The organism is Planococcus sp. SE5232 (genome assembly GCF_050686535.1).
In the GTDB taxonomy this organism is placed as follows: domain Bacteria; phylum Bacillota; class Bacilli; order Bacillales_A; family Planococcaceae; genus Planococcus.
The window spans coordinates 1,713,718-1,738,671 of record NZ_JBOGCP010000001.1 but is presented as its reverse complement, the minus strand read 5'-3'; the positions used below and the strand labels follow the sequence as shown (position 1 = coordinate 1,738,671).

The following is a 24,954-nucleotide window of genomic DNA, read 5'->3' as shown; positions in this document are numbered from 1 at the left end:
ATACTTGGTTTCACGGGTATCATTTCAGGTATTTTCTTACCTTTAACCAACAACCATATAGCCAACGCCAATTCTCCTATCTCCCGGGGATCGCTACGATCAATAAAAAAAGGGTCGCATAATCGCTGTAATTGGAAAGCAAAACCTATGCAAAGTTATCAATCAGATAACCAAGCCCCGCAAGCATTACCAAAACTCCAATAGTTTTAGGCATGAAATCTGATTTGAAAACCAAATAACCAATAAAAAGCAACTGAAAGCCAAAGAAAACGAGGCCAATTAGCCACCCATTATTAAAGGCATCAATCAGCAACATAACCTGAGCTTGCAATTGGCTTGTTTCCATCACCCCCAACTACATTTCTCCTCCTATCAATTGTAAAACGCTTAAAAAATTGAACATGGCTGCTGCAAAAATGGCTGTAAAAACCAATCTGAATCCAGCTGCCAGCAACGAAAAGTTTTTATTTACTTGTCTTAATAGAATGTAAAGTGACCAGGACACAACGACATTCAGAAGAAGCACGATAATGAAATCCGCAATGCCAAAACGGAACAACAAGTCATCGGTAAGAAGGTTCTCCACGGTTGCTGCTGCATTTTCAGGTACGACCAGGCTTTCAAACACAAAAAAATTAGCGAAGAGGGCGATGATTGCCATCAGCAGCAAACTGAACCCTGTAATTCGCGCATAATAAAGTTATGATTTTTCTGGCCTAACGCTCTTCATTTTAATCTCTTTAACTCTTCGTTTCGACTTCACAAAATGAATAAAATAATAAAATCATAAGAGTTTTCCAGACTTATGATGCTATTTTTGAAAACATCGTATGTAAATTCCTACTAGTATAAAATCAATCCTTCTTCTCAACTACATTTCGAGTATAAGTTCCTACATTATTGTATGCTTTACGCACTCTCCTAATTTCTTTGAATGAGTCGTCCCCAGGCCTTAGCTTAGAGTAATCAAGTAGTAATAACTACTGTAGTAATAACTACTGTTGTATTTTGAGTTCTTAAGAAAGATTGTTCTTTCCTATGTAGTTGAGGAGAAATATAACGTTTAGCTCATAAACTCCTGCTACCTCTTCACTTCTCGTTCTTCCTTTTTTAAAAATGCGGCTAAAACAGTAAAATACATTTCACGACTCTTTTATACTTTCCGAAAGATGATATTAGGAATTATACTCTTATCGAGACTACTAATGATATTAAAACACAAAATTAAGAATTTTCACATTTTTTCATTTCAACCCTAGACCTCTAATCAATTGTTAACAATTCCAAATACCTTTCTTTTTTTCAAACAGCGATTTAATTCAACGCCAATGTAAAAAAGAAACTCTTTTAGCTTTGCTAATAATTTTCTTTACATAGCATCAACACCAGGACTTCCTTCATTTCAATCCGGTCGTAAAAGTAAACTTTTACGAACGCATTGAAAACAGCTGAAAATGACCTAAAACGGTGTTCGTAAACATGTTAAAACACTTTACGAATGTTCGCGAATTTACATGTATTTTTACGAACGTTTTCCAGGCATATTTAAGGGAAATGGGTATTTTAAAGGTAAACTATGGAACATCTTAAATTTGGTTGCATACGTGTAAGCAGCAAAATCAAAATGAAGCCGCCAAAAGAAGCCATGCAAAAAATGGGCATCAATAAATAACGGGATATCTATCTGGACAAGCAAAGTGGAAAGAATTTTGAACGAGCAAACTATCAATTGTTGAAACAGATATTGTCGTACTGGATATCCCATTACTCGATACAATGCAAAACAAAGATAGCATAGGAACGTTTATTGCCGATTTGGTTCTGCAGGTTCAATCCTGGATGACAGAAGAGGATTGTGGACGCATTCGAAAGCGGCAGTGGAAGGAATCGATCTGGCGTTACAAAATGACGTTCAGTTTGGAAGGTCTACCGCTTTTGTTGCAGAAGAATTTAGAGAAGCTGATTAAAATGAGGGACGGAGATATTATGTGAAAAATAACGGTGAAAGTCACAAATATATTTCATTGGGCGCTATATGTGTATATATTCTCCCATCAACTTACTAAGCACCGGCGCGTCTCAAGGCTCGGCGGAGCAATAAGACGAATTCTCTTTTTCAACTTAGTGCTTGAGCCAATGAGGAGCCAGGCGTTCCTGGGGCCTCATTGGCGACGAGCTTGCGCAGGAGCAATCGTCTTTGCCCTATCCAAAGCGACCGATACGATTCCAGCACATCAATCCAAACTGCCACTTCGCACATCTTTCCAATCTTCCTCTTTACATCTCCTACCACTTCCTCTACACTAAACCCATCGGGAACAACCCGAACACAAAAACCGCATACCGTTTACTGCACTAGGGGTGCCCATTATGGCTGAGATGCAAGCGCAAGCTTCGATCCCTTAAGACTCGATCAGGATAATACCTGCGTGAGGAAGTGTGGCGTATTTCTGAAATAATTCCTTTTGATTATTTGTAGATTATGGCTGCATCTTCGCGGATGCAGCCTTTTTTGTGCAAATTTTTAGGAGGAATGTCGATATGGAACCATTGCAATGCGGGACCAGCCCGATAGTCGGATTTCGCTTCTCGCTGCATCCGATGACCGGCGGTTTCATCAAAGTCATCAAAGGAGCCTTGAACGAAACGGACACGTCGAACGTCTGGATGCACACCGATGACGTCTCAACCGTCATTCGCGGCAAACAGAATCACGTCTTCAACGTCGCGAAAGCACTGGCGTTGCATACTGCAAAAACCGGAGAGCACGTCGCATTGTCCGGCACCTTCTCGATCGGCTGCCCCGGCGATTCATCCGGGGACGTCTATTTGGAAAAAGACGATGTGCTGTTGAACACCGACGACACGAAGCAATACGTCTCTTCCCAGTTTGCGCTGTACCCGATGAACAATCCGGATTACATGGCGGTCATCTACCGGGAAGTGGACCGCGCTAAAAAGCAGGGCGTCTTCAACGACTCAATGCATTACGCAAGCGGCATCCATGGCGATATCCATGACGTCTTCGCCTTTTACGAAGAAGCATTCACCAATGCGCGTTCCGAAGAACACCGCCACTTGGTGATGACGGTATCGATGAGCATCAACAGCCCGTCCCACGGAGGTGCGTAAGATGCTGAAATCGTGGAAATTAAAAGAAGTGGTGTTGATGTCCCTGTTTGCGGTCGTTTTCGGTATCATCTACTTGCTGTTTGTCCATGCAGCCAACATATGGGCTGCAGTCATCGGCCCTCTCGCCTATGAATGGATGTTCGGCATCTGGTTCATCGTATCGATCATCTGCATGTACATCATCCGCAAACCGGGCGCTGCCTTTATGTCCGAAACGATGGCCGCTGCAATCGAAGTATTGATCGGCAATGCCATGGGCCCCCGCCTGATTCTTTCCGGCGTCATTCAAGGGCTCGGTGCTGAAGCCGCGTTCGCATTGACCGGCTATAAGCATTTCAACATCCTGGTGCTGATGCTTGCCGGCATCGGTTCAGCCGTCTTCAGCTTCGTCTACGGATATTTCATCTCGGGCTATGCAGCACTCGATCCTTCTTTTGTCGCGTTGATGTTCACTATCCGAGTCCTCAGCGGCGCCATCATCGCAGGAATCGGCGGCAAGTATATCGGAGATGCTTTACTTGCGACCGGTTCCCTGCGTGGCTATGCAATTGCACGTGCGAAAAAAGGTGATATTAATGCCTGATGAAATCTTCTCTTTAAATGGTCTATCGTTCCGCTTTCCGGAAGATGAAGCGAAGACCTTGACCGGCATAACCTTTTCGGTCTACCGGGGCGAGCGGCTGGTCTTAACCGGCCCAAGCGGCTGCGGAAAAAGTACCTTGTTGTATTTGCTGAATCGTTTATATCCGGAGAACTGCGACGGTCTGGTCGATGGTGAGATTTTATTGTTCGGAAAGCCTGCAGCTGACTATGCCGCCGGGGAAATCAATCACCGCGTGGCAACTGTTTTCCAGGATCCGGATTCACAGTTCTGCATGCCGACCGTGGAAGAAGAGCTTGCATTCACGCTGGAAAATCTGCAGACATCATATGATGAAATGGACCCGCGCATCCAGGCAGTTTTGGAGCTGACCCAATTGACGCACCTGCGGCATACTATTATCCAATCCTTGTCCGGAGGGATGAAACAGCGCGTCGCTACTGCTTGTGCGCTGATCATGGATCCCGAGGTTCTATTGCTTGATGAGCCGTTGTCTCACCTAGATCCGTATACCGCCAAACAATTCGTCCAGTGGCTCGAACAGCTGCAGCAACAAGCCAATTTGACCATCGTTGCAGTCGAACACCGGCTGGACAGCTGGGGTTCGTTTTTCGGACGTGAAATTCAAATGGGCGGTGACGGAAATATCGTCGCCGATCAGAAATTCACAACACGGCCGTCGGTTCTGTTTCCTGTACGGCAACCCGCAGTCCAACCGGAAACTGCGTTACATGCTGCAGAACTCTCAGTAACAATCAAGAATAAGCAACTGCTCTCTCCATCAACGTTTTCCGCCCACCGAGGCGAAGTTGTGGTCATCGCCGGACCGAATGGCAGCGGCAAGTCGACTCTCATGAAGTTACTTTGCGGCATCTATAAAAAGACGACTGGAACAATCGAGTCCGACGGAACAGGCTACGTGCCGCAGTCTCCAGAATACCTGTTCCTGACACAACGTGTCGACCAGGAAGTGGCGTATTCTGGTGCTTCGACCCACGACCAGCTTCATGAATTGATGGTCAATCTGCGGCTGGAGGAAATAAAAAAGGCACATCCTTTCGCCGTCAGCCACGGCCAAAAACGGCGTGTCGCAATAGCCGCCATGCTCGCCGATAAACGGCCGGTACTGCTGATGGATGAACCGACTTCGGGGCAGGATACCGCCGCGCTGCTCGAACTTTACGGTTTGATTGACCAGCGCTCCAAAGAAGGCACGACTTTTTTGATTGTCACGCATGACATGGAGTTTGCGGCGAGCCTTGCCGATTCGGTACTGCTCATCAAAGACGGCCAAATGACCGGCAAGTTCGACGCAAAAGATGTATGGCATGACGAAGAGCTGCTGGCGTCGCATCATTTATTGGCGCCGAAAGGAGTGGCCCGCCTTGCGGAATCTTTTGCATGAAATGAATCCGTCCGTCAAATTCCTCCTGATCACTCTGTCGATGCTGGCCATCGCGTTCTTTTTCAATCCATGGACGCCCTTGTTGTTCTGGGCAGGTATCATCCTGCTGCAACTCACGATGAGCCGCATCAACTGGAAACTTTGGCTCCTGTTCATGCTGCCTTTTTTTATCGGCGCTTTCGGGTATTTATGGACCACGGTCGTTTTTGGCGCAGACACTGGCGGAACCGTTATCTGGTCATTTGCCGGAATCGATGTGACAGACGAACAATGGGCACGCGCCTTGTCTCTGGCTTTCCGAGTCATGGCATTTTCCACACTATCCCTCCTGTTCGCCTTCACCACCGATCCTGTAAAATTCATCTTGAGCCTCATGCAGCAGCTCAAATTGTCGCCGAAATTAGCCTATGGTATCATGGTCGGCTACCAGTTCCTGCCGGTCATGAAAGATGAATTCACACAGATTCAGCAAGCTCATAGGCTGCGCGGTGCAGAAATGAAAAAGCGCAGCTGGCAGCGTTTGCTGGAAATGCGCCGCGTATTGATCCCCATGCTCGCGGGCGCTGTCCGGAAAGCCGAACGGTCGGCATTCGCCATGGAAGCGCGCGGCTTTACCGGAGAACCGAGAAGCGCGTATTACCGGCCAGTCCGGATCGGCCGCATTGATTTCCTGATGTCTGGTGTGTTTTTTATCATCCTGCTCATCAGTTGTGTTGGCGGCAGCTGGTTAAGCTGAAAATATGGTAAGATGGTCTACACAAAATCTTACTGGGAGTGATGGAAGTGGAAGCACGAATTACGGTATTGACGCTCGGCGTCGAGGACTTGGAAACTTCCTTGGCATTTTATCGCGACGGGCTGGGTTTTCCTTCTGATGGAATCATTGGCACTGAATTCGAGCACGGAGCAGTCGCCTTTTTTAAATTGCAACCGGGATTGCAGCTGGCCATCTGGAAGAGCCAAGATATTGCGCATGACGCTCAACTACAACTATCTCCTCCAAGCCCCACCAATATGACTATTGGACACAATGTCGGGAGCAAACAGGAAGTTGACAATGTTCTAGAGCTAGCCCATAACAGTGGAGCAGTCGTCACAGTTTCTGGCCATGATACATTCTGGGGTGGCTATTCTGGCTATTTTCAAGATCCTGACGGCCATTTATGGGAAATTGTCTGGAATCCGCATATGGATAAACTTGATTGAGCTAAACGGCCAAATGTTCAATTGCGAAGAAAGAAACCTTTATTAAGGTTCCTTTCTTTTTTTATTTAGCCGGTCTTCAGTTCTTATTACTTGTTTTGAATTTTCTCGTTTAGCCTTATGTAGTATTTTACATGTACAAATGATAACACCATTTGTTTCCAGTGCTGCTATCGATTATAATGAAAGCAGTTACATATTTAATATGAACGGGGAGGAATTGCTGTGAATGGATTTCAGTTGCTCGACGAACAGGACAGCCGGATCTACTTTGTTTTCACACCTTGTCATCCGCATTCGTTTCTATTGTTTGAACAACATCTGGAAACCGTCTTGGAACATTTCGAATCCATCGTCCCCTCTACTCAGTCGAATAGCTGGATTCTGAAGAAAATCGCAATCTTCTGCGAAGACAAAATCAGTTATTTCCCAGACAATGAATTATTGATTGAACCGGATTCATTTATGGACGCTTCTATTCAAGAAGGTTACATAATACTATTATTTATTAAAAGTTCCCCTTCCGCTCCTTTTGAATTTCAACCTGCCGAAAAAATAGAGAATCACCAAAACTTTGAAGATGCCCAAAAAACAGCGACCGAACAAATGGCCAGCCTGAAAAAAGCATTTCCCACTATCGAAATTAAAGCTCTCGGCGCCAAAATGATATACGACATCCCGCTATGACACCATCTATAAATAAATCCGTTATTTCACCTCAGCAATAAAACCATTGCCCAAGCACGCCTTTTAAGCGCACGCTTGAACAATGGTTTTTTATGTATTTTATTCTAGGTAGACGGTCAGAGACTGGAAATCAGTAGCTAGGCTAATCGATATCGTGCCGCTTACTCTTGTTGATCCAGTAAACCAGAAAAGCGACACCTAGTACAATAATGGCTGTTTTCCAATCGACCTGTCCTGCATCTTCGTCGATGTCCGCTTTCACCACTACGCGTTTCCTTTGGTCCGAGGACATTCCAGCGAGCTTTGTCTCGATTCTCATGGTTTGAGTTGCCGGCACTGCTTCAAATAGGAGAGCCGGTGGCAAGACGCGATCCGCCTCATTTCCATTTTCGCGGGAATCACCGGACACGCCAGTTTGGATTCCACTAGAGAGAAGCAGGCAAAAGAACAGCAAGCGTATTGTTTTCTTCATCTGCCTCCACTCCTATTATCGGTGATTTGGATATTCGGTGTTGCAGCGAACTTGCCAGCCGCCTCCCCAAAAGCAAAATGAGACAAATAAATAAAGGCTTTCTGGCAACAATTACTGTTCCATAGATGCTGAGCAGAGCACCTGCGAACAATGATTGCACCGGAGCCTTCATTTAACTAGTTGCTAACTGATGATTTCAGGCCCAACGGAATTGCTGTAAATTATTCCGACTCAAAAGCGAAAGCGATCACGTCAACAAACTTGGTACTATTCCTCAACTCGTCTGAACCACATTCACAGGGTCACGGCCTGTTCCTGCAGATGAACCAGTTGGTCATTCCTATTCCAGCAACCCGGCATCATTTCGATGGTCTGTGGGGGTCCTTCTTTTTGCGCTAAATTTCTTAGCTGTTGTACTTAATTAGCTTAACATAACTGATAATGATTATCAATATCATTAAGATGACCTTTCTACTCCCTCTATTCGAAACCCAACCGCCCCTTGTATCTAAATGTCTATGGCGTAAAAATGCAAAAAAAGAGAGCTGAAATTCAGCTCTCCAGTGTTCCATATGTGATTTCATCTTCGTCTCTTGCATTGACCCCATTTTTCACGTGGACAATCGTCCGCAAGATCAATTTGGCTTTCGGATGTTCCAGTACCCAACGCTCGTCGGGAACGATTTCAAACTGCTGCATGACCGTATCTTTTGATTTGACGGATCCTGCAAACTCCATCGATTGTTTGGCAATGACGGTTTCATAAAAATCAAAATCGCTGTCATCGCGCGTATCTTCGACAAGCCTCACGACATTCAACTCGATGAAATCAATGGTTTGTTCTCCATCTCCACCATCTAGGTAAATCGTACCGTTCAACGTTTCGCCTTCTTCGAGATGTGGCCTTTCAACCACCGTATTCACTTTCAATGAACCGATGCCTATTGATGATAAAAAATCCTTGAACTTCATAACCTCGAAACCCCCAACTTTTGTTAGTCCTTGTATACCACAAGTTTGTTCTTTTAAAACAATCTTAGAGTTCTGTGTAATCGTATTGGTTTTCCAAATTGGTCTCGTGTCTGTTGTAGCGTCGTTTGAATAGCTTATAAAAATGAGAAATCAGCACCCGAAGCAATGCATACATCGGGATACCCAGAATGACCCCGACAATGCCGAACAATGATCCTGCCGTCAAAAGTACGAAAATGATCGTCACCGGGTGGATGAACAAGGTTTTTCCCATGACCTGCGGCGATATCAAGTTGCCTTCCACCAATTGCACAACCGTCCAGACAATTGCCAGCTTAACCAGCATGAATGGAGAAGTGACGAGCGCGATAATCGCTGCTGGTGTGATGGCGATGGCAGGACCGATATAAGGAACAATGCTCGTCACCATCGCTAAAACCCCCAGCAATAGCGCATAATCCATACCGATGATCAGGAATCCGATATAGACCATGACGCCGATGCAAAATGCCACAATCAGCTGTCCCTGTATATAGGCACCCAACTGCCGATCCGCTTCAGTGAACACTTCACGCGTATCTTCGCGGAATCTTGGCGGCAAAAGCTTCAGGAAATACTCCGGCAATTTCTCGCCGTCTTTCAATAGATAAAACAGGATGAACGGAACGATGACCACCGATAAAATAACACCGGTAATCGTCGAAATCAACCCGGTAACACCTGTAATAACGCTTGTTACAGTGTTTTGCAGCGTATCAGCAATATTGGCGGGCAAGGTCGCAAGCAAAGTGTCAATCGTGAAATCGGATTCACTGTAATAGTTTCCAATAAACGATGTCCGCAAAAACGCATCGACATCCGTCAGCAATTGCATGAAATACTCCGGAAACTCTTCAATCAGTGTTTGAAACTGTGAGCGCAAAAATGGGAATACCAATACAATCAACAGTGTAATCAGCCCTACCACACCGAGGAAGATGATGATAATCCCCCAGATGCGCGGGATTTTGAAACTCTCCAGCATGCGCAATATCGGCCGCAATAAATAGAAGAAAATCAATGCCAGCACTATCGGTAAAACCACTGTTTTCATAAAAACACTAACAGGATGAAAGAGAAATGAAACTTCCTTAAAGATAAATACCACCAATCCAAGCAATAACAAGGATATCAGGGTGAATAACGTATTTCTGCCACCTAAAAACCGAATGTAATTGGTCGCAAAAAATGATGGCTTGTCCTCTGGCTGCATAAGCTTCCCCTTTTCTGAATAGACTATCTACCTTCATATTATCATAATCACTAATGATTTAGTCTAGGGGTTGTGACAAATATTCACTTAATGCTTGCTTATTTTGCTCCACATCAATATCAAGAACCGACCCCGCATGAGCGTAGTTCCCATAGCTATAGCTGTCTTCAACTGGAAGAGTCAAACGGTCCACTTCCCCGCCTCCGCCGGTTGCCAATTCGGTGGCCAGTTTTACTTGGTCCGTCAATGGCATATCGGTTTGGACATAGCCTTGCAATGCACCTGCCAATTTCGGGAACTTCGGAATAGAAGAAATGCTGACCAGTTCATCTTTCATAGACGCAATCACTTGCTGCTGTCGGCGCACCCGGCCAAAGTCTCCTTCATTATCAGAACGGAACCGAGCATAGCCTAGAAGCTCTTTACCGTTGAGTTTTTGAACGCCTGGCGTCAAAGAGACCCCGATCTTTTCAGACATTGCTTTCTCGACATCAATTTCCACGCCATTTGGTGCAGCAATATCAACCAGGCTTTCAAAACTTGTGAAGTCAATCAAAGCATAATGATGAATCTCCACCCCAAACATGTTCCGAAGCGTATCTGCCAGCAGGTCCACTCCGCCTAAATAGTATGCCGTATTTAATTTATAGGATTGATAACCGGGAATATCGGCATAAATATCCCGCATGAATGAAGTCAATTTAATTTCGTCGTTCACTTTATCATGTGTGACGAGCATCATCGTATCTGTACGGGATTGCTCTTCTCCACGCGAATCGACACCAAGCACCAGGATGTTTTCATAATCTCCGTTTGCTGCGTCTCCATCGAATGTAACAGGTTCTTGCTCTATGCCATCAGCGAGACTTTCACCACTTTTAAATTGCAGGAATGCATAAACACCCACTGCGATGAGTGCAATCAGGAGCAGGAAGACGATGCCGCGCAGCCGTAATCTTCTTTTTCTGCGTCTTTTTCTTTTGAGGGGTTGTAATTCTTCTTCCATGATCAATACACTCCTTTCTAAACTTTTACGTCAATATGACGCTCACCTGTGCAATAAGTTTCGGGATTCCTTTTAAATTAACGAGCTAAACCATAATAATGGGCTTTTTCTCCCTTTTATGATGGAATGATTTAAAAGCATGCGAACAAAAGAAAAAGAGCTGCTCGAACTGTGCAGACGCGCCGCTATAAAAGTTTCGCTGTCTACAGAACATTTTAATTGTCGGAAAAGCGATCGAGTGGTAAGATTTTTCTTACCTACTATCAGATGGCGGCCTAAAATAACTTTTTCTTCCTATTAACTACCGAGATATAAAAGCGAAAGTTCTCATCTGCCAAGTAAACCATATAGCATCACCGGGAGAGGAGCCATAATCATGACAGAAAAAGCGACATTTGCAGGAGGCTGCTTTTGGTGCATGGTCAAACCGTTTGATCAGTTTGACGGCATTGAGCAGGTTGTTTCAGGTTACAGTGGCGGACATATAGAAAACCCTACCTACGAACAAGTGAAATCCGGAACCACCGGCCATTTGGAAGTTGTAGAAATTACATTCCAGCCTGATGTTTTTCCATACGAACAATTGCTGGATATCTTTTGGCAGCAAATTGATCCTACAGACGATGAAGGCCAATTTCAAGACAGAGGCCCTTCTTATCGGGCGTCGATTTTCGTCCATAACGAACACCAACGTGCGATAGCAGAAAAATCCAAGCAGGAATTAGATGCCAGCGGACGTTTCGATAAACCCGTCGTGACGGAAATCCGGGACGCTGTTGCTTTCTACAAAGCAGAGGATTACCACCAGGATTTTTATAAGAAAAATGCCGAACATTATAAAAAAGACCGGGCAGAATCCGGCCGGGATGTATTCCTATCTAATGCCTGGGAAAAAGTTGACGCTTGATGCGTCAGCTTTTTTTACCCTGCATTATAAACAGATTATTCGAACAATTGAACTACCCATTTCCGATTTAGGGAGGCACTCGATTGAAACTTATAGAATCTGTAGATCCTATTGTAATGCAATTGGTGATTGTTCCGATGATTGTCATCGGAATCGGTCTGCTGCTCGCTCTACTCACCAAAAGAGTTTATGTCGGACCCGTCTCAACGATGATCTTAACTTTGAGTTATAATTTTTGGTATTTCACGTCTTTTTATCCAAGCTCTGAGCTTTCTTTCACCATGATTTCCTCGTGGTGCATCATCTTTCCTTTAATCTCGCTTTACCTTTCGTGGATGGTGGTGCTCCAGCCGCATGTCATTAAAGCATTTTTCCTGCCGGAGCCAAAAGAATAGCTACCCCTTTTTATTGAGCAGCAGCGAAAAAATAACCATCAGCACAATAAAGGCTAAAAACAGCAGCAACGTGATATCGTGATTGCCCGTTGCATCGTAGATGATGCCGATTGTCAATGGCATGAAGGCCGAGATGATATAGCCGCCTGACTGCGTCATCGCTGTCCAGCTATTGGCTTCGTCGGCAGAAGTCGTTTCATCGAGTGGCATCAATAAAGCAATGGGGAAAAGCCCACCCAGTGCCACACCGATACAAGCGGCCGCTATCCAAATTGCCTCGACATTGCCGAACATCAGCAGGAAGATTCCCACCGTGCCAAAGGCCAATACAATCAATACCCAGGCCAAGCGGCTTGGAAACTTATTGAACATCAACGGAATACTGATATTCCCCACAATTTGAACCGCCGTCATCAGAGTCAACACCCCTCCAGCCGCCAAAACGGTCATGCCTTTTTCAATCGCAATCGGTGCAAGCCAGGTCAGCATCGAAAAGAAAAATGCAGACTGGAAGCCGAAAAACAGCAGCATGTACCAGGCCCGCTTATTTTTCCACGGCGATACTAGCGCAATACCGTCAATGGCTGTTTCCTCAACTTTCACTTCAGCCGGCTGTTTGACACGCACCCAGATGATGATGGCCACTACAGACAATAGACTCCAACTGGCAATCGCCAGCGGCCAGTCCGCTACGGTGTAAAAAACTCCTGTCAAACCAGCTGACAAAGTCGCCCCTAACCCCATCCCAAACGAATAGACACCGATCAATGCTGCAGTGCGCATCGGAAAATCACGCTTGATCATCGCCGACAGAAGAGGACTGATGATTGCGATGGCCAACCCGATGAAAAAGGCACTCGCAAGCAGAACCGGATAAGTCGGTACAAAACCTCTGATTAATGTAAACAGGCCGATTGCCACAAGCAACATGGCTATCGAGCGCTTCAATCCGAATTTCCGGCCGAACAGAACCGCCAAAGGCGCAAAAAGCCCCATGCAAAAAACAGGAACAGCCGTTAAGAGACTGACCTCACTATTGCTTAAATCCAAATCTGCGCGAATCGGCTCAAGCATCGGGCCGATGGACGAAATGGCCGGACGCAGGTTCAAGGCGACAAACAAAATCGCCAGTACCATCAAGCCAATCGTCGATTTCTTTTGCTGTTCAGCCACGTTTTTTTCCTCCTGATAACATATAGTAAGAATATGAATTCATCGTTTTATTAATCACTCATTCTAAATGATCCTGCCGAACTTCTCGGTACACAACACCAAACTTGTGACTCACCCCTCAATCATTTAAAATAGAGGTGTGAAAGGCGGGTTGCCGATGAAACTCGTGAATTGGAGTTACGCGAAACGCTACAATATAAAAGCGATTTTCGATGAATTCCCCCATGTTGTTGTACTGTTTCGCCAAATCGGCGGTTATTACTTTATCTATTCGATGAAAGGCCTGACGCCGGAACACATTCCCGGCCGTCGCGAGTATGTACGGATGGAGTATTTGCTGAATAAGGAACTTGGCATGTTGGAAGCCTATGTTGAACGGAAAACAAGGTAAAAACAACTTATATTTTTAGTTTATCCGAGACCACGGGCGAATGCTATCGATTTCCGTGGATTTCGTGGTATACTCTTCTTATTGTGAAATTTAGGAGGTACGTATAAATGATAGCTGCAAATGATGTAAGTCTTCGCTTTGGTGACCGCAAACTATTCGAAGATGTAAATATCCAATTTAACCCCGGCAATTGCTACGGATTGATCGGTGCCAATGGTGCCGGCAAATCGACGTTCATCAAAATCCTTTCCGGTGAACTTGAAGCACAATCCGGAAATGTCTATATGGGATCAGGTGAACGCCTGGCTGTACTGAAGCAAAACCATTTTGAATACGAAGAATATGCTGTTCTTGAAACTGTTATTATGGGCCACAAGAAATTATATGAGGTCATGTCCGAGAAGAACGCCATCTATATGAAAGAGGATTTCTCTGATGAAGACGGCATGCGTGCTGCTGAACTTGAAGGCGAATTCGCTGAATTGAACGGCTGGGAAGCTGAATCTGAAGCAGCCATCCTGTTACAGGGTCTTGGCATTACTGAAGACCAGCATGATAAGAAGATGGCTGAACTTTCGGGTTCCGATAAAGTGAAAGTGCTTTTGGCACAAGCTTTATTCGGTAAACCTGATGTTCTATTGCTGGATGAGCCTACCAACCACCTGGACTTGAAAGCAATCCAATGGCTGGAAGAATTCCTGATCAACTTTGACAACACTGTCATCGTCGTGTCGCATGACCGCCACTTCCTGAACAAAGTCTGTACACATATCGCTGACCTTGACTTCGGTAAAATTCAGCTTTATGTCGGAAACTACGACTTCTGGTACGAATCAAGCCAATTGGCTACCCGTTTGGCATCAGATCAGAACTCGAAAAAAGAAGAAAAGATTAAAGAGCTTCAAGCCTTTATCGCCCGCTTCTCCGCCAATGCTTCCAAATCGAAGCAAGCGACTTCACGGAAGAAAATGCTCGATAAAATCGAGCTCGATGATATCCGTCCTTCTTCCCGTAAATATCCGTTCGTCAATTTCACCATCGGCCGCGAAATCGGCAACGATGTGTTGACCGTAAGAGATGTCAGCCAAACCGTTGATGGCAAGAAATTATTGAACAATATCAGCTTTAACCTAAACAAAGACGATAAAATCGTCCTGATCGGTGATCCACTTGCAAAATCTGCTCTTCTGCGTATTCTAGCTGAAGAAGACCAACCGGAATCCGGTTCGGCCCGCTGGGGAGTCACTACTTCACGCGCTTACTTGCCGATCGACAATACCATCTACTTCGAAGGCAGTGAATTGTCACTAGTGGATTGGCTGCGCCAGTACTCACCGGAAGACGAAAGCGAAACATTCCTTCGTGGCTTCCTTGGAAGAATGCTATTCTCCGGCGAAGAAGTGAAAAAGAAACCTTCTGTTTTATCCGGCGGCGAGAAAGTTCGTTGCATGCTTTCCAAAATGATGCTGTCACACGCAAACGTTCTTCTTTTGGATGAGCCTACCAACCACTTGGACCTTGAATCGATCCAAGCGTTGAATAACGGCATGATCGCCTTCAAAGGCGCAATGGTCTTCACTTCCCATGACCATCAGTTTATCCAGACGGTTGCAAACCGCGTGATTGAAATCCGTGAAGACGGAACAATCCTCGACAAGCAATTAACGTACGATGAATACCTGGAGTGGAAAGATACACAAGGTATCACCAACTAAAAAGATTATGATTCAAGCAGCAGCTGCACTCGATTTCCTGAGTCCATCTGCTGCTTTTTCGTATGCCTACTCTTCCAAAAGAACATGGAAAAACCGTGGATCTGCGCAGATCCACGGTTTTTCGACTGACATGCTTTATTTTGTAAAACGTTTCACCAATCGGCCTGCAGGCAATTTGGAAACGTATTTATTTCCTGAATTGGATACTTTTTTGAGGAGCTCCAATAAATCCTCATCTCCAGCCCAATGCTCTGTGATGACTTCTTTCGGGAATTTGTTTAAAACCGTATTGATGACGAATACCGCCACGACGACATCGTCGAGGAATCCACCTGGACCTATCAGAATTTCAGGCAGGAAATCGATCGGCGCGATAAAATACATGATTCCGGCACCGACTGCTGCTTTGCTTTTCGCATCAATCCGGCTATCCAGCATCATTCTGGTCAAAAGATGGAATAAGTCCGGCGCGAACAAGACATAGCCGCTGACGGTTCCAACCACTCCCGGTTTGCTGTCCACCCACTTTTGAACTTTAGTCCGCAATTTCTGATAGAAATCATTTTGTTTTTCTTCACTCGGCATCGGTTTTTTTAGGTATTCATTGTCCATCTGCTATTCCCCCTTGATCTTTCTTTTCAATAACTGATGAATCCATGACGATTTCTAGAATACTAATGTTACATTTGTCGCTACACGGGCTTTGTCGGCAACACCTTCATAGACGGTGAACTTCACCGGCTGACCCGGATTCAGTTTCCGGAAGCCGTCGACATTGATGTTGATTTCTTCAAAGAAGAAGTCTTCCCCGTTGTCGCCTGTAATCATGCCTACCCCTTTATCTTCATCAAATGATTTTACTGTACCTTCCATGATAAAACCTCCCGTATTCTCTTTATCCAGTCATCTATTTATACCCATCCTGCACTGAATAAAAACCTCATGCGTCCGTTCTGGGCTGCCGTTCCCTTTGAGCACACTGCTCTTTTGGATACGGACTGAAATTAAGAGAAGGCATATGTGAGATGTCGAAATGATTCTGGCGTCCACCTATCTGTTGACAAAAAAAGAACCACTCCCGAAAGAGTGGTCCTGGGTTATTAGACTTTAGTTACGTTAGTTGCTTGAGGTCCACGGTTGCCTTCTTCTACTTCGAATTCAACACGTTGTCCTTCGTCAAGCGTTTTAAAGCCTTCGCCTTGGATTGCTGAGAAGTGTACGAATACATCGTCTCCGCCTTCAACTTCGATGAAGCCAAAGCCTTTTTCTGAGTTAAACCATTTTACTGTTCCTTCTTGCATAATAATTACCTCCTGTGGTAAAAAAATTTTTCAATATGGAATCTTTTCCAATAAAAAAATTCACATATTTCCAAAAGTACCATCACGTGCTGATCACTTTTGGAAATATGTGAATAGCTGTAATTGGTGGAGATTTCATGTTGTTAAGATAATTATATCAAATTGACTACAAAAGTCAAATAAATCTAAAAACTTATCTTTGGTTTCCCATCAACTAGCCAAATCAGCCCATGAAATATCTGTAAATCCTCTTCGCATTTTTCGCAATATTCCATTTCTTCCTGGTTCCAGTAGCTGTTGAAGGCTGAATCCCGCTCTTCATGCTCTTCAAATCTGTGGCTGAAATCCGCCTTTAGTTCCCCCAAGTATTCACGGGCGGATTCGGCTGAAGTAAACTCCCGGCGCGAAACTACTTTGTCCTGCCAGTCATCGAACATCCACCACGGTTCATAATCAGCCCTCATATAGATGATTTCATGCATAGCAGCCAGCCTCATTTCTTCCTATTTAGCATTGTGCCAAATCTTTTCCAGCTTGTAAAGAGTTAAGCTCGGTTTCCCAAAGGATTCGAAAGTTTGTATTGACATGCGGTTTCACGTAAAATATAAGAAAGAGAGAGCATTGAAATGAAACTTTTCAGTGCCAAGGACGTATAGAGTAAGTAGCAGTGAAGGAGGTCCTTTGCATGAAGCCCCTAAAGCCGATTGAAAATTTTATCAAAAGGCAATCCGTCAGTCTGCCTCTTATGACAGTGATGTTCCCAGTCCTGTATTTAGGAGCAGAAATCGGATTGATCGCATCAGGAGCTGTGGCAGCCGGAACTTATATCGCCAGCAACAGCACCATAAAACAGGTTCAGATTTCATCTGACTCTAAAAATCTGGGGATGACCCGCAGTGAATTCAAAAACGTACGTAACCAGATAAAAGAAGGCAAAGAAAAAATCAAACAGCTTCAAGGCAATTATTATAAAGTTCGTTCCATTTCATCTTTCAAACAATTGATGGACATGACAAAAATTGCGAATAAGATCATTACCGTAGTTCAACAAAATCCGAGAAAATTCTATTTAGCTGAACCTTTCTTTTATTCCCATTTGGATTCAGCCATTGAATTGACGGAAAAATACACCTTGCTGGTCGGACAGCCTGTCAAAGATCAGGAAATGCGCGTTGCCTTGCAGGATACCCGGGAAATGCTGCTGTCACTCAATAAAGTGATGGAGCAGGACTTGAAGCGCGTTCTATCGAGTGATGTCGAAAAACTGCGCATGGAATTGGATTATGCAAAATTGGCTGTCGATCAGCACAATAACCAGAAATTACTCGTACAGCCAGAACCTGAACATGAGGGAGACGTGGAAGATGACAGAGAAACCATCAACTCGAAGTGAATTGGATGATTTATTGGAATCGCCTTTTGGCGTGCAATTGGAAAAACAGGAACACGCTGTTGCCGAACAGGCGGAGGGCCGCCCTGTCGCCTTGATGGACCGTTTAACAAAAGAAGAACAGGCCAAAGCGCGCGAGCTTGCCAAGCAGATTCCGGTCGGCAATAACGAAGCGATCCTAACCTACGGCGCGAATGCACAAAACCAGTTGAGCCAGTTTTCACACAAAATGCTCGACCATGTCCAGCGCAAAGATATCGGTCCTGTCGGTGACGTGCTTCATGATCTGATGAAAAAGCTGGAAGAGCTCAATCCCGAAGAATTGACGCAAGGAAAGAAATCGGGCATCCGCAAGCTGTTCTCGAAAGCTAAATACTCCGTCCAGGAAATGATGACCAAATACCAGAAGCTCAGCACACAGGTGGACCGCATCAGCATCCAACTGGATCATTCCAAACGCGGGTTGTTGGATGATGTTCAGATGCTCGAGCAACTTTACGACCAGAACAAAACCTATTTCCAAGCATTGAATGTCTATATTGCGGCAGCTGAACTGAAACGGGACGAAATCATGAACGAAACGATCCCTGCACTCCGCAAAAAAGCGGAGACTTCACAGGACCAGATGGTTTATCAGGAAGTCAACGATATGGTCCAATACGTGGACCGGCTGGAGAAGCGCCTATACGATCTGCAGCTATCCCGTCAAATCACGATTCAAAGCGCACCGCAGATCCGCATGATCCAACAAACCAACCAAACCTTGGCAGAAAAGATCCAGTCATCCATCATGACCTCAATTCCGTTATGGAAAAATCAGATTGCCATCGCTTTGACATTGAATAAGCAGCTGAAAGCCGTAGAAGCACAAAAGCAAGTCACCTCAACCACCAATGACCTGCTTCTGAAAAACTCGGAAATGCTGAAAATGAATTCGATTGAAACCGCCCGTGAAAATGAGCGCGGCATCGTCGAAATCGACACTTTGAAGAAGACGCAGGAAAATCTGCTTGAAACGATTGAAGAAACACTTAAGATCCAGGCAGAAGGACGCAGAAACCGCAAAGCCGCTGAACTTGAAATCGGCCGCATGGAAGAAGACTTGAAACAACGCCTGCTCGCCATCCACGATGGCACCAACGACAACAATGGATAACAGCAAAATCCCCGGAAGCTCATGTGAGCGTCCGGGGATTTTTGTGTGTTTTATTTGTATGGAACGTATTTCAACCGATTCGGAAAGTATTCTGGGAGCAACGGAAAGTATTCCGTCTGTTTCGGAAAGTATTTTACTCTTTTTCGAAAGTAAATCCTTATACTGGAAATAAATCTTTAAAGGAATCAGCTATATATTGAACTAAAGAATCTAGCTTTTACACAACGCGTCGGACGCTTTGGGTAGAGCAAAGACGATTGCTCCTGCGCAAGCTCGTCGCAAATGAGGTCCCAGGAATGCCTGGTCCCTCATTGGCTCCCGCAAGAAGCCAGGCAAAGAGCGCCAGTCTTCATGCTTCGCCTAGCCCCTGGACGCGCCGGCGCTAAGAGTCATAGTGAATTCGATTTGAGCCACTGTGTTTCCGCTATATTTATAAAAGATATGGAACAAATCAGCGGAGACTCCAGCGGGAGCAGTGCAACGACATACAAGAAATCCACTCGGGCCAAAAGCCCGAGTTAGTTCGGCGCAAGCCCGCAGGAAAGATACGGCCGAAAGGAATTCGGATCGTATCTTTGCGACGAAGCTAGCGCAGCGATGCAGGAGCACCGGGTTTTCAGGAGCTGATTTGTGGAATATCAACAGGCGAAGATCATTAGTTCAACATATATAGTAAAGGAACATCACCCCGCCTGAATGACCAGATGCAGACTTCTTTTCAAAAGCCGCAAAGTCTGTTCGACAAACTGCTCCAAGGAATCGGCGCTGACGGATTTATTGCCGTACATCATCCGGTAAAATGCCGCCTGCTCTTCAGTGATGGGGTCGCTGCTCAAGAACAGGTGCAGCACTTCGATCCCCTGCTTTTTCGCTTCCGCTACAGCGTTTGCGGTATCCACCACGCCGTTCTCTGCGTAATTGTAGGCAGATGGCTCGCCGTCGGAAAAGACCAGTAAAAAGCGGTGTTTCTCGGCCCGGCGCTTCAGGCGATTGTTCATCCAGCGGATTGCAAAACCATCGCGATTGTCCTCATGCGCATCCAGTGACGCAATTTCCTGGGCATGGTCTTTGTCGCGGTCTTCGAACTTATGCATCCACTCGAAATAATTCGGCTGTTCAGCATCACTCGCTTCGTAGGCATCTTCATAAAATAGGACGATTTCATGCGGAACATTCAAGCCGCGCAGCACATCGTGGAACAACAGGACAGCCTGTTTCGTTTCATCCAATTTATCAAGCATCGAAGCAGAGCCATCGATCAGCAGGCAGAAAACCGCATCCAGTTCTTTGGATGGCGCTGTTTTTCGGTAGAATGGTTTGGGGCGTTCCTCAATCACCAGCGGCATCAGCTTTTTCGACAGCCTCCCCGCATTCAAGTTGCTGCGGACACTTTCCTGCCGCTGTGTCATCCGTTTTTTCAGTTCTTTCAGCAGTGCGCGTACATACGGCGCCTGTTTTTTGCGCCAGCCCTCAATTTCGAGGCGATGGTCGCCTTCTACACGCAATCTGGTTTCGTGATACACCACCTGGTCATTGGCTGAACCGAATCGGCCTTCCGCTTTTTTCGGCTGGCTCTCCATCTGCCGGTCCTCGGCGTCGCTGTCTTCCAGATGCTCTCCGCTTGAATCACCTTTAGCCGTCTGTTGGACCTCGCCTGCCCCTTCTTCTTCCCTGCCGCCTTCAGCTAGCTGGGAATCGCCGCGTTCGAGTTCAAACTCCAATGCAGGGGCGTCACTTTCTTCGGTTTCCCGATGCCAGGACTGGAACCATTCTTCAATGGTCTCAATTTCTTCAGGTTCTTCCGCCTCTTCCGCTTCGATGCCTTCATGATAATGGAATGGCGGCGCTTTGTCAGCGGCTTCGCCAAAAGTGTAATAGCTGTGCAGCGCATCCGAACTGAGTAGGAATTCTGCCCGGTCCATGATCCTTTCCACCACTTTTACAGCATCCATCGTCGTTTTTGCATCGAATAATTCTGTCCAAATAAAAGGCAAGGCACGGAAGCGCTCACCTGCATCCATTTCGATTCCACGTAAGCTTAAATAAGCCGCATTTATCAAAAGATCACTGTTAAAGCCTTTTTTCAAGTTTTGCTGGAATTGATCTTTGTGATATTCCGTATAAACAGCTTCCCGCGTAGCAAAAGCCGCAACCGTACCAGGGCGTGCCGCTTTAATCTTTTCGGAAAGACGGAACTCCTCAGCGCATAACAGCAATTGTTCCCGAAGGCTCGGCAAAGCTGTATCCGCCTTTTTGAACTGGCGCCATGCAGCCAAATTGAAATCCCGCCAATAGCCTGCAGCCATTAAATAGATGTCTGATAGGTAGCCGTTTCGCTCAATCCGTTTGGTGCGGTGGCGCCAAAAAACGCTGATGGACATCGCGGATTCGGATGGCCGCAGCTCCACCAATTTACGTGTAGTCACTTTTAAGTAAGGCGCATCCGCCAACGCACCGGCAAGCAGCTCCATTTGATGAAGCATCTTCGTATCGATGGTTTCGTTATTGAATTGGATAAACCGATTGACTGACGCCATCATTTTCACCTACTTTTTCCAAGTATGAGCCAGATCCATGAACAGATCGCGTTCACTTTCATCTTCCAACTTCTCGGCAATGGCGTATTGCACCGCGCGCAGCGGATCCATATATTGTGCCAGCGCTGTGGCATCCAACAAGCTTCGAATTGAAGCAGCTTCTTCTGACAATAAGCCGTTCGTCACTTGCTTCATCAAGTCTTCCGCCAAATTCAGCATAAATGCCTTCAGGTCGCCCTCCGCTTCCGGAAATTCGCGATCCCATAGCTCAGCCAATTGCTGACCCGTCAAATAAGGAATTGGATACGCAATAAAGCGGTTTTTCAACGCTTCATTCATGGGAGCTGTACCGATATAGCCTTCATTGATCGCAGAGATCACTCCAAAATCAGGATGCGCCTCAATCACTTCCCCAGTAAACGGGTTCGTCATCATACGCCGGTGGTCCAACGCACTGTGGAGAATCGGCAAGGTTTCAGCTTTGGCCATATTGATTTCGTCAATGTAAAGAAAATGTCCTTTTTTCATGGCGGTTACCACAGGGCCTTCGACAAACTCGATGACACTCTGCCCATCGCGCTGCACCAAGGTCTTAAACCCCAACAAGGCTTCAGCATCCAAATCAACAGAACAGTTGATGCTTTGCATCGGCTGCCCAAACAGCGCCGAGACGCTTTCCGCCAATTTGGTCTTGCCCGCTCCCGTCGGCCCTTTCAGCAATACCGGCTTCCGCAGCACCACCGCAGATAGGATATCCCGCCAGAGATGGCTATCGGGAGCAATATAACCCGGCTTTCCGATCAATTTATCGTAATCTTCATGTTTCCGTTCTTTACGCTTGGTGATATCCTGCTCAATCAATGACATTCCGATTCCTCTTTTCCACAGAAAAAGCCGATGTAAATCCATCGGCTTTTTGACATTCTTTAAGGCTTTAACAGCCAACTTTCCCTACATTATTCAAAATAAGTTTTGTAGAATCCACCGATTTTACCGGTATTGTCCACTACGAAAATGAATTCTTCCGTTTCGTTTTTCACTTCGTATTCCTTGCCCACAGTCAGTACATTGGAAACCAAAAATTTGGCTGCATCCGTATGCTTGCAGGTCACCGTTTTGATTGTTTCTCTCTGGAGCCATTCGTTGTGAATCATCGTCCTCATCCTTTTCAATCTGCCTATACCTTCAGTATAAGGAAAAAGCAGGCCAATTTCAAACTGGCTCTGTTTTAATCTTTTTCATAGATCTTAAATCGCAAATTCTTTTCTTCTGCGCTCTTGCATCGCTACGCCAACTCTGCCTGAAAACCTCTCACTTCTTCGCAAACTTTGTACTGTAGAAGTAACGGAACACTGCGATACAAATGACAAGAACCGACAGCAAGATCAAAAAACCCTGCAGATGTTCAAGGATGGTTTGGTATGCATAGGGAAACATCCGACCGATATTAAAGTAGATGAACATCCAGACAAACCCTGCCGTATAGGCGAACATCATGTAGCGCATGAACGGAAAGCGGTTGGCTCCAACAACATACGGCATTGCCCAACGGATTCCAGGCAAGAAAAAGCTGAAAGCAATCGCCCATTCTCCACGTTTTTCCAGAAAGGCATTGAATCGGCTGATCGGCCCTTTCAGACGTGTTCTGTTCAATCGGTTCAACAAACGATGACCGAGGCTGCGTCCAATAAAATAAGCGAATGTGTTGCTGGTGATCAGACCTAAATAAGCTGAAAGAAACGCATACACCGGCTTAAAATAGCTGATTTCCGTCAATACACCTGAAAAGGCTGCAGCGACTTCATTGGGGATCGGCAGACCGAAAAGCAGCAGCCAATTAAATACGAACATGCTGAAATAACCATATTCCTTCACCAATTCAATGAAAAATGAGATATCCATGGACTTCTACCGCCTTTAGGCTGTTCTTTCTTTAATGATGACAAAAAAAAGATAGTCCTGCAATGCAGGACTATCGGGTAGATTGATTATTAAGATTCCAGCAATAGATCTTCTGGATTCTCGATCATATCTTTAACCATTTTCAAGAAACCAACAGAATCGCTTCCGTCAATTACACGGTGGTCATAAGATAATGCCACGTACATCATCGGACGGATTTGAACTTCGTCTCCGATTGCAACAGGACGTTTTTGGATCGTGTGCATTCCAAGAATACCAACCTGTGTACCGTTCAAGATTGGTGTAGACATCAATGAGCCGAATACGCCACCATTGGTGATCGTGAATGAACCGCCTGTCATATCAGCAATTGAAAGTTTCTTATCGCGTGCTTTCGTAGCAAGTTCACCGATAGAAGCTTCAATTTCTGCAAAGTTCTTTTTGTCCGTGTCGCGAACGATTGGTACAACAAGTCCTTCTTCAGTAGAAACAGCAATACCTACATCATAGAACTGTTTTAGAAGGACATCTGTCCCGTCCAATTCAGCGTTGACATATGGGTATTTTTTCAAAGCTGCAGTCACAGCTTTTGTGAAGAACGACATAAATCCAAGTTTTACATCATTATTTTTAAGGAATTGGTCTTTTTTGCGGCTGCGTAAAGCCATAACATTCGTCATGTCGATTTCATTGAATGTCGTCAACATTGCAGTTGATTGTCTTACTTCAAGAAGACGTTTTGCAATTGTTTGACGGCGTCTTGACATTTTTTCGCGGACAATGCGGCCATTTTCTTCATCAGAAGAAGGAGCTGCAGCTTTTGGTGCTTCCGCTTTTGCTGCCGGTGCACTTGCTGCCGGTTTCGATGCGTGGGCTTCAACGTCCTGGACACGCACACGGCCCATTGGATCAACTGGAGCGATTGCAGCCAGGTCGATTCCTTTTTCGCGTGCCAATTTACGTGCTGCTGGGCTTGCAATTGTCCGGTCAGAAGAAGATTGCTCTTCAGCTGCAGGATCTTCAGCGACAGGCTCTTGAGTTGCAGGAGCTTCTGTTTTAGCCGGCTCTTCGGATTTTTGTGGAGCTTCTTCAGCTTTAGGTGCTGCTGCTTCGCCAGAACCTTCGCCCACGATTGCGATAACTTGTCCGACTTCAACTGTATCGCCTTCTTGTGCTAAATGTTCCTGAACAACTCCAGCTTCTTCGGAGATGACTTCAACGTTGACTTTATCTGTTTCCAGTTCAACGATGAATTCGCCCTTTTCAACTGTTTCGCCGGGCTGTTTAAGCCATTGAGCGATTGTTCCTTCTGTAATCGATTCTGCTAGTTCTGGTACTTTGATCTCTGCCACAAAAA

General features: G+C 45.5%; 26 protein-coding genes, 1 pseudogene and 1 riboswitch. Of the genes and pseudogenes, 12 read left to right on the top strand and 15 right to left on the bottom strand.

The features are described from left to right. Nucleotides 1-145 precede the first annotated feature (145 nt). Nucleotides 146-661 (bottom strand): annotated as a pseudogene (locus ACRC6Q_RS08310) (DUF4386 domain-containing protein). Between the two features lie 1,686 nt (nt 662-2,347). After that, nucleotides 2,348-2,453: riboswitch (TPP riboswitch) on the top strand. A gap of 88 nt (nt 2,454-2,541) precedes the next feature. On the opposite strand from ACRC6Q_RS08310, the gene ACRC6Q_RS08305 reads away from it, so the two are divergent. From ACRC6Q_RS08305 to ACRC6Q_RS08280, 6 genes are all read left to right on the top strand, one after another. Further along, nucleotides 2,542-3,132, top strand: a complete 591-nt coding sequence (locus ACRC6Q_RS08305) for a YkoF family thiamine/hydroxymethylpyrimidine-binding protein (protein WP_431466224.1) — start codon at nt 2,542-2,544, stop codon at nt 3,130-3,132. Between the two features lies 1 nt (nt 3,133). Continuing rightward, nucleotides 3,134-3,715 carry an ECF transporter S component gene (locus ACRC6Q_RS08300; RefSeq protein WP_431466223.1) on the top strand — a complete coding sequence of 194 codons (582 nt, stop codon included), beginning with the start codon at nt 3,134-3,136 and terminating at the stop codon, nt 3,713-3,715. Then, nucleotides 3,708-5,138: an ABC transporter ATP-binding protein gene (locus ACRC6Q_RS08295; protein ID WP_431466222.1), complete on the top strand. Its 1,431-nt coding sequence runs from the start codon at nt 3,708-3,710 to the stop codon at nt 5,136-5,138. Before ACRC6Q_RS08300 ends, ACRC6Q_RS08295 begins: the two co-directional genes overlap by 8 nt. Continuing rightward, complete coding sequence (locus tag ACRC6Q_RS08290) at nt 5,119-5,874, top strand: energy-coupling factor transporter transmembrane component T family protein (RefSeq protein WP_431466221.1); 756 nt, start codon at nt 5,119-5,121, stop codon at nt 5,872-5,874. Before ACRC6Q_RS08295 ends, ACRC6Q_RS08290 begins: the two co-directional genes overlap by 20 nt. A gap of 47 nt (nt 5,875-5,921) precedes the next feature. After that, nucleotides 5,922-6,344: a VOC family protein gene (locus ACRC6Q_RS08285; RefSeq protein WP_431466220.1), complete on the top strand. Its 423-nt coding sequence runs from the start codon at nt 5,922-5,924 to the stop codon at nt 6,342-6,344. A 222-nt stretch (nt 6,345-6,566) separates the two neighbouring features. Beyond that, nucleotides 6,567-7,028 (top strand): hypothetical protein, encoded by a 462-nt coding sequence (locus ACRC6Q_RS08280; protein WP_431466219.1) that lies wholly within the window; start codon nt 6,567-6,569, stop codon nt 7,026-7,028. Between the two features lie 142 nt (nt 7,029-7,170). Here ACRC6Q_RS08280 and ACRC6Q_RS08275 read toward each other — a convergent pair whose 3' ends face one another. The 4 genes from ACRC6Q_RS08275 to ACRC6Q_RS08260 all read right to left on the bottom strand — a co-directional run bounded on the left by ACRC6Q_RS08275 (nt 7,171) and on the right by ACRC6Q_RS08260 (nt 10,730). Beyond that, nucleotides 7,171-7,500, bottom strand: coding sequence for a hypothetical protein (locus ACRC6Q_RS08275; protein WP_431466218.1), 330 nt, complete (start codon nt 7,498-7,500; stop codon nt 7,171-7,173). 552 nt (nt 7,501-8,052) lie between these two features. Continuing rightward, nucleotides 8,053-8,472 carry a sporulation protein gene (locus tag ACRC6Q_RS08270; protein ID WP_223632391.1) on the bottom strand — a complete coding sequence of 140 codons (420 nt, stop codon included), beginning with the start codon at nt 8,470-8,472 and terminating at the stop codon, nt 8,053-8,055. 64 nt (nt 8,473-8,536) lie between these two features. Then, entirely contained in the window at nt 8,537-9,724 is a 1,188-nt protein-coding gene (locus tag ACRC6Q_RS08265) for an AI-2E family transporter (RefSeq protein WP_223632393.1), read from the bottom strand. Between the two features lie 58 nt (nt 9,725-9,782). Continuing rightward, a complete protein-coding gene (locus ACRC6Q_RS08260; RefSeq protein WP_223632395.1) occupies nt 9,783-10,730 on the bottom strand; it encodes an LCP family protein in 948 nt (315 codons plus the stop codon). Between the two features lie 376 nt (nt 10,731-11,106). Between ACRC6Q_RS08260 and msrA the strand changes: the two genes are divergently transcribed. Both msrA and ACRC6Q_RS08250 read left to right on the top strand, forming a co-directional pair. Then, nucleotides 11,107-11,637: a peptide-methionine (S)-S-oxide reductase MsrA gene (msrA, locus tag ACRC6Q_RS08255; protein ID WP_298827615.1), complete on the top strand. Its 531-nt coding sequence runs from the start codon at nt 11,107-11,109 to the stop codon at nt 11,635-11,637. Nucleotides 11,638-11,720: 83 nt separating this feature from the next. Next, nucleotides 11,721-12,032 (top strand): hypothetical protein, encoded by a 312-nt coding sequence (locus ACRC6Q_RS08250; protein WP_223632399.1) that lies wholly within the window; start codon nt 11,721-11,723, stop codon nt 12,030-12,032. On the opposite strand, the gene ACRC6Q_RS08245 is transcribed toward ACRC6Q_RS08250, so the two are convergent. Next, entirely contained in the window at nt 12,033-13,205 is a 1,173-nt protein-coding gene (locus ACRC6Q_RS08245; RefSeq protein ID WP_431466217.1) for a CynX/NimT family MFS transporter, read from the bottom strand. A 157-nt stretch (nt 13,206-13,362) separates the two neighbouring features. Between ACRC6Q_RS08245 and ACRC6Q_RS08240 the strand changes: the two genes are divergently transcribed. Both ACRC6Q_RS08240 and ACRC6Q_RS08235 read left to right on the top strand, forming a co-directional pair. Beyond that, the gene (locus ACRC6Q_RS08240) at nt 13,363-13,596 is read left to right on the top strand and encodes a hypothetical protein (RefSeq protein ID WP_223632403.1); all 234 of its coding nucleotides are present in this window, start codon (nt 13,363-13,365) and stop codon (nt 13,594-13,596) included. A 107-nt stretch (nt 13,597-13,703) separates the two neighbouring features. Then, complete coding sequence (locus ACRC6Q_RS08235) at nt 13,704-15,311, top strand: ABC-F family ATP-binding cassette domain-containing protein (RefSeq protein WP_223632405.1); 1,608 nt, start codon at nt 13,704-13,706, stop codon at nt 15,309-15,311. A gap of 135 nt (nt 15,312-15,446) precedes the next feature. On the opposite strand, the gene ACRC6Q_RS08230 is transcribed toward ACRC6Q_RS08235, so the two are convergent. The 4 genes from ACRC6Q_RS08230 to ACRC6Q_RS08215 form a co-directional block, all read right to left on the bottom strand. Continuing rightward, nucleotides 15,447-15,923, bottom strand: a complete 477-nt coding sequence (locus ACRC6Q_RS08230; RefSeq protein WP_223632407.1) for a YkvA family protein — start codon at nt 15,921-15,923, stop codon at nt 15,447-15,449. Nucleotides 15,924-15,977: 54 nt separating this feature from the next. Then, nucleotides 15,978-16,184, bottom strand: coding sequence for a cold-shock protein (locus tag ACRC6Q_RS08225; RefSeq protein WP_223632408.1), 207 nt, complete (start codon nt 16,182-16,184; stop codon nt 15,978-15,980). Nucleotides 16,185-16,411: 227 nt separating this feature from the next. Next, nucleotides 16,412-16,612, bottom strand: coding sequence for a cold-shock protein (locus ACRC6Q_RS08220; RefSeq protein WP_008428384.1), 201 nt, complete (start codon nt 16,610-16,612; stop codon nt 16,412-16,414). A gap of 185 nt (nt 16,613-16,797) precedes the next feature. Then, the gene (locus tag ACRC6Q_RS08215) at nt 16,798-17,094 is read right to left on the bottom strand and encodes a DUF1033 family protein (RefSeq protein ID WP_223632410.1); all 297 of its coding nucleotides are present in this window, start codon (nt 17,092-17,094) and stop codon (nt 16,798-16,800) included. 203 nt (nt 17,095-17,297) lie between these two features. Between ACRC6Q_RS08215 and ACRC6Q_RS08210 the strand changes: the two genes are divergently transcribed. Then, a complete protein-coding gene (locus tag ACRC6Q_RS08210) occupies nt 17,298-18,005 on the top strand; it encodes a 5-bromo-4-chloroindolyl phosphate hydrolysis family protein (RefSeq protein ID WP_223632412.1) in 708 nt (235 codons plus the stop codon). Continuing rightward, complete coding sequence (locus ACRC6Q_RS08205; protein ID WP_298827657.1) at nt 17,977-19,158, top strand: toxic anion resistance protein; 1,182 nt, start codon at nt 17,977-17,979, stop codon at nt 19,156-19,158. The genes ACRC6Q_RS08210 and ACRC6Q_RS08205 overlap by 29 nt, the downstream gene beginning before the upstream one ends. A gap of 683 nt (nt 19,159-19,841) precedes the next feature. Here the strand turns inward: ACRC6Q_RS08205 and ACRC6Q_RS08200 are convergent. The 5 genes from ACRC6Q_RS08200 to odhB form a co-directional block, all read right to left on the bottom strand. After that, nucleotides 19,842-21,695 carry a vWA domain-containing protein gene (locus tag ACRC6Q_RS08200; protein WP_431466216.1) on the bottom strand — a complete coding sequence of 618 codons (1,854 nt, stop codon included), beginning with the start codon at nt 21,693-21,695 and terminating at the stop codon, nt 19,842-19,844. A gap of 9 nt (nt 21,696-21,704) precedes the next feature. Then, nucleotides 21,705-22,562, bottom strand: coding sequence for an ATP-binding protein (locus ACRC6Q_RS08195; protein ID WP_431466215.1), 858 nt, complete (start codon nt 22,560-22,562; stop codon nt 21,705-21,707). A gap of 89 nt (nt 22,563-22,651) precedes the next feature. Next, nucleotides 22,652-22,849, bottom strand: a complete 198-nt coding sequence (locus tag ACRC6Q_RS08190; RefSeq protein ID WP_223632424.1) for a DUF6501 family protein — start codon at nt 22,847-22,849, stop codon at nt 22,652-22,654. 157 nt (nt 22,850-23,006) lie between these two features. Beyond that, nucleotides 23,007-23,597: a DedA family protein gene (locus ACRC6Q_RS08185; protein ID WP_431466214.1), complete on the bottom strand. Its 591-nt coding sequence runs from the start codon at nt 23,595-23,597 to the stop codon at nt 23,007-23,009. 89 nt (nt 23,598-23,686) lie between these two features. Beyond that, on the bottom strand, nt 23,687-24,949 hold the full coding sequence (odhB, locus tag ACRC6Q_RS08180; RefSeq protein WP_431466213.1) for a 2-oxoglutarate dehydrogenase complex dihydrolipoyllysine-residue succinyltransferase: 1,263 nt from the start codon (nt 24,947-24,949) through the stop codon (nt 23,687-23,689). Nucleotides 24,950-24,954 lie beyond the last annotated feature (5 nt).

Coding starts and splice junctions, on each gene's coding strand:
- ACRC6Q_RS08305 (WP_431466224.1), top strand. CDS start 2,542: ATGGAACCATTGCAATGCGGGACCAGCCCGATAGTCGGATTTCGCTTC.
- ACRC6Q_RS08300 (WP_431466223.1), top strand. CDS start 3,134: ATGCTGAAATCGTGGAAATTAAAAGAAGTGGTGTTGATGTCCCTGTTT.
- ACRC6Q_RS08295 (WP_431466222.1), top strand. CDS start 3,708: ATGCCTGATGAAATCTTCTCTTTAAATGGTCTATCGTTCCGCTTTCCG.
- ACRC6Q_RS08275 (WP_431466218.1), bottom strand. CDS start 7,500: ATGAAGAAAACAATACGCTTGCTGTTCTTTTGCCTGCTTCTCTCTAGT.
- ACRC6Q_RS08270 (WP_223632391.1), bottom strand. CDS start 8,472: ATGAAGTTCAAGGATTTTTTATCATCAATAGGCATCGGTTCATTGAAA.
- ACRC6Q_RS08265 (WP_223632393.1), bottom strand. CDS start 9,724: ATGCAGCCAGAGGACAAGCCATCATTTTTTGCGACCAATTACATTCGG.
- ACRC6Q_RS08260 (WP_223632395.1), bottom strand. CDS start 10,730: ATGGAAGAAGAATTACAACCCCTCAAAAGAAAAAGACGCAGAAAAAGA.
- msrA (WP_298827615.1), top strand. CDS start 11,107: ATGACAGAAAAAGCGACATTTGCAGGAGGCTGCTTTTGGTGCATGGTC.
- ACRC6Q_RS08240 (WP_223632403.1), top strand. CDS start 13,363: ATGAAACTCGTGAATTGGAGTTACGCGAAACGCTACAATATAAAAGCG.
- ACRC6Q_RS08235 (WP_223632405.1), top strand. CDS start 13,704: ATGATAGCTGCAAATGATGTAAGTCTTCGCTTTGGTGACCGCAAACTA.
- ACRC6Q_RS08230 (WP_223632407.1), bottom strand. CDS start 15,923: ATGGACAATGAATACCTAAAAAAACCGATGCCGAGTGAAGAAAAACAA.
- ACRC6Q_RS08225 (WP_223632408.1), bottom strand. CDS start 16,184: ATGGAAGGTACAGTAAAATCATTTGATGAAGATAAAGGGGTAGGCATG.
- ACRC6Q_RS08220 (WP_008428384.1), bottom strand. CDS start 16,612: ATGCAAGAAGGAACAGTAAAATGGTTTAACTCAGAAAAAGGCTTTGGC.
- ACRC6Q_RS08215 (WP_223632410.1), bottom strand. CDS start 17,094: ATGCATGAAATCATCTATATGAGGGCTGATTATGAACCGTGGTGGATG.
- ACRC6Q_RS08210 (WP_223632412.1), top strand. CDS start 17,298: ATGAAGCCCCTAAAGCCGATTGAAAATTTTATCAAAAGGCAATCCGTC.
- ACRC6Q_RS08205 (WP_298827657.1), top strand. CDS start 17,977: ATGACAGAGAAACCATCAACTCGAAGTGAATTGGATGATTTATTGGAA.
- ACRC6Q_RS08200 (WP_431466216.1), bottom strand. CDS start 21,695: ATGGCGTCAGTCAATCGGTTTATCCAATTCAATAACGAAACCATCGAT.
- ACRC6Q_RS08195 (WP_431466215.1), bottom strand. CDS start 22,562: ATGTCATTGATTGAGCAGGATATCACCAAGCGTAAAGAACGGAAACAT.
- ACRC6Q_RS08190 (WP_223632424.1), bottom strand. CDS start 22,849: ATGATTCACAACGAATGGCTCCAGAGAGAAACAATCAAAACGGTGACC.
- ACRC6Q_RS08185 (WP_431466214.1), bottom strand. CDS start 23,597: ATGGATATCTCATTTTTCATTGAATTGGTGAAGGAATATGGTTATTTC.